Below are 3334 nucleotides of genomic sequence, written 5' to 3'. Positions count from 1 at the left end.
GCGCGACTATTGACTTTTAGGGGCCTAAGCCGATTTACACTCATGTTCGTCGTGTCAATCCAGTCACCCGCGAGCTTGGACTCCATGGAAAAGATACCAATGACCCGCGCCGGTTTCACCGCGCTGGACGATGAATTGAAAACCCTAAGAACGGTGGATCGTCCCGCCGTGATCCGCGATATTGCGGAGGCGCGCAGTCATGGCGACCTTTCGGAAAATGCCGAATACCACGCCGCGCGCGAACGCCAGAGCTTTATCGAAGGCCGCATCCGCGAGTTGGAAAGCGTCATCGGCCGCGCCGAGGTGGTTGACCCCAGCCGCTTCTCGGGGGCCATCAAGTTTGGCGCCACGGTAACTCTGGTCGATGAGCACTCGAACGAAGAGCACACCTACCAGATCGTTGGCGAGGTCGAAGCCAATATCGAGAACGGCCTTCTCAACATCCGCTCGCCGCTGGCGCGCGCGCTGATCGGCCGGGACGAGGGCGACAGCGTCGAAGTGCGCACGCCGGGCGGTGAAAAAAGCTACGAAATTCTCAACGTGCGCTTCGTCTGAGCGGGGCGAGATGTCCGAACCCCGCCCCGACTCAAAACCTCAAAGCCCGGGCAACGCGCTGCGCCATGTGGGTATGCCACGCGAAAACCGCTTCAGTAACGCTGATATCGTCGCACTGGTGCTGACCTTTCTCTGGCTTGGGCTGGTGGCGCTTTTCTTCGCGCTGGCAGGCGGTGAGGGCGAGCGCAGCACTGGCGTCTTGCCGGTGATGATGACCTTGGTGGGGATTTTTCTGCCCGTTGCGATGATTTGGGTGGCGGCGATAACCGCGCGAACCGCACGCGAAATGCGCGCCGAGGCGCAACGGTTGCAGCAAACCATCGACACGATGCGGCAAGGGTGGCAGGCCAGTCAGGCAGCGCTTGCGCGCCCGTTCGAGCGGCGGCTGGAAGAAATTGCTGCGTCGGCGCGGCAAACCGAATCCGCCGTTGCAACCTTTACCTCGCGCCGGGACGGGCAGGCAGTGCGGCCTTCGGCCGACCGCAAAGCGGCGCTGATAGCCCCGCGCCAGAACCCGGCCGAAGACGAGCCGACTCTTGCGCTTGGCACCCCCGCCGAACAGATCGCCGCGCCGGTCTCTGTGGCGGATTTCATCCGCGCGCTGAACTTTCCCGACAGCAGCGATGATGCCGAAGGGTTTCGCGCGCTGCGCCGCGCGCTTGAAGAACGCGGCATGGCGAAACTTATCCGCTCGGCGCAGGATGTGCTGACGCTCTTGTCGCAAGACGGCATCTACATGGACGATCTGAAACCGGATCGCGCGCGCGCCGAAGTCTGGCGGCGTTTCGCGCGTGGTGAGCGTGGGCGTGAAGTGGCAGCACTTGGTGGTGTGCGCGATCGTTCCAGCTTGGCGCTGACCGCAGGGCGGATGCGCGCCGACACCATTTTTCGTGATGCCGCGCACCATTTTCTGCGCCAGTTCGACAAGACCTTCACCGAGTTCGAGCAAAACGCGACCGACTCCGAGGTGGCCGATCTGGCCGAAACCCGCACCGCGCGCGCCTTCATGCTGCTTGGCCGTGTGACCGGTACCTTCGACTGAGCCTCGGCTCAAAGCTCGCGCACCATCACCCAAAAACCGCCGAAATCGAACAGCCAGCGCGTCAGCCTGCTGCCGCGGCGGGCCCGCACGCAAAAACCCAACCGCTCATATAGCGCGCGCGCACGCAGGTTTTCCTCGACCACGTCAAGGCGCACGGCATCATGGCCACGCGCTTCGGCCTCAAGGCACAATGCCTCTAGCAGGGTAGAACCGATTCCCTTGCCGCGCGCCTCTGGGCGTACGGCAAGCCCGTCCACCACAAAGCCCTGCTCGGCCACATCGCGCGCCAGAATGTTCAGACAAGCGGCGCGCCAGAACCCGCCGACGCGGCCATAAACCATCTGCAACTCGGCCAACCCGCCGCCCACAAAGCAGCCCCGCGCCGTGCGAAACCCCGCGAGCCCAAGAACCGTGCCTGCATCATCACGTGCCAAAAGCGCGTGAGCGGGGTCCAGCACCTGTTCGATGTAATCAAGCGCCTTGGCCTCGGGCCCCATCACCCGCGCGAGTTTCGAGCCGAAAGCAAGCCAATAGAGCGCCGCCGCCGCGCGCCTGTCGGCAGGCGAAAGGCTGCGCGAATACTCGACCTTCACCGCGCGCCCTCGGCCATCAGGGCCTCTGCCTTCGCAAGATCTGCCGTGGTATTGATGTTGAAGAACGGGTCGGGAGGCGAAAACTCGATCCGCTCGGCCCCTGCCATCGCCGCGCGCATCCGCCGCTCGCCTTCAGCGAACTCGGCAGCCAGCCGCGCGCGCCCGGCCACCGGCCAAAGCGCCACGCTTGGATGATCGCGCCCGGCACATGCGGCAAACGCCCCGTCAGGTGCCACGGCCAACCGCGCCACAAGATCGGTGGGCAGAAATGGCGTATCGACCGCAACCACCAGCAAGCGCCGCGCGCCAAGCCCTGCCGCCCAGTCCAGCCCCGCCAGCACACCGGCAAGGGGGCCTTGGCCAGTACGGTCGGGCGGGTCTGCCAGAACCGGCAGGCCCAGCGCGCCGAACCGCGCCGCATCGCCATTGGCCGACAGCGCCAAAGCCCCAACCTGCGGCGCAAGGCGCGCAACCAGATGCTCTACCAGCGGCCTGCCCGCCAGCATCAACATCGCCTTATCGACACCGCCCATGCGGCTGCCCTGCCCGCCCGCCAGTATCAGCCCCGCAATCTCCACCGTCTTGCCCCCGCTTGCATGTCTGCAACTCCTTGCAATATGACTGGCCGAACCGCGCCCGAAAGCCAAGCCTTATGCCAAAATCTTCAGTCTCAGCCGCCTATTGGACTGGCTTCCGCCAAGGATTGCCGTTTTTATTGGTCATCATCCCTTTTGGCTTGCTGTTCGGTGTCGCAGGCACCGAAGCTGGCTTCAACCTAGCCGAAGTGATGGGCTTTTCCGTGCTGGTGGTTGCCGGTGCCTCGCAGTTTGCCGCAGTGCAACTGATGGCGGACAACGCGCCGGTGGTGATGGTTCTGGCAACATCGCTGGCAGTCAACCTGCGCATGGCGATGTATTCCGCCTCGCTCGCCCCGCATCTGGGGGCGGCGCCGACATGGCAAAAGGCGCTGGCCGCCTATTTCATGGTCGATCAAGCCTATGCAATGTCGATGCTGGAATATGAGCGTCACCCGAAACAAAGCGTCGCCGAAAAGATCGCCTATTACGCCGGCGCTTGCACCCCGATTTGCCCGCAATGGTATGTCTCAACACTGATCGGCGCGACGGTGGGGCAGGCCATACCG

General features: G+C 64.0%; 5 protein-coding genes. 3 read left to right on the top strand and 2 right to left on the bottom strand.

Annotated features, from left to right (window positions below):
• Window positions 1-84 precede the first annotated feature (84 nt).
• Window positions 85-555, top strand: coding sequence for a transcription elongation factor GreA (gene greA / locus ABY403_RS14820; protein ID WP_372841592.1), 471 nt, complete (start codon window positions 85-87; stop codon window positions 553-555).
• A gap of 10 nt (window positions 556-565) precedes the next feature.
• Window positions 566-1597, top strand: coding sequence for a hypothetical protein (locus ABY403_RS14815; protein WP_372841591.1), 1032 nt, complete (start codon window positions 566-568; stop codon window positions 1595-1597).
• Between the two features lie 8 nt (window positions 1598-1605).
• Here the strand turns inward: ABY403_RS14815 and ABY403_RS14810 are convergent, their stop codons facing one another.
• Together ABY403_RS14810 and mobA are read right to left on the bottom strand one after the other, a co-directional pair.
• On the bottom strand, window positions 1606-2190 hold the full coding sequence (locus ABY403_RS14810) for a GNAT family N-acetyltransferase (protein WP_372841590.1): 585 nt from the start codon (window positions 2188-2190) through the stop codon (window positions 1606-1608).
• Entirely contained in the window at window positions 2187-2768 is a 582-nt protein-coding gene (mobA, locus tag ABY403_RS14805; protein WP_372841589.1) for a molybdenum cofactor guanylyltransferase MobA, read from the bottom strand. The genes ABY403_RS14810 and mobA overlap by 4 nt, the downstream gene beginning before the upstream one ends.
• A gap of 74 nt (window positions 2769-2842) precedes the next feature.
• Between mobA and ABY403_RS14800 the strand changes: the two genes are divergently transcribed.
• Window positions 2843-3334, top strand: a 492-nt coding sequence (locus ABY403_RS14800; RefSeq protein WP_372841588.1) for an AzlC family ABC transporter permease, incomplete at its 3' end; no start/stop codon positions are given.

This window comes from Phaeovulum sp. (assembly GCF_041596715.1).
Taxonomy (GTDB): domain Bacteria; phylum Pseudomonadota; class Alphaproteobacteria; order Rhodobacterales; family Rhodobacteraceae; genus UBA6213.
The sequence above is the reverse complement of the archived record's forward strand: the minus strand, read 5'-3'. Positions and strand labels throughout refer to the sequence as shown.

Excerpts from the sequence above, each read along its gene's own strand:
- greA (WP_372841592.1), top strand. The coding sequence starts at position 85 with ATGGAAAAGATACCAATGACCCGCGCCGGTTTCACCGCGCTGGACGAT.
- ABY403_RS14815 (WP_372841591.1), top strand. The coding sequence starts at position 566 with ATGTCCGAACCCCGCCCCGACTCAAAACCTCAAAGCCCGGGCAACGCG.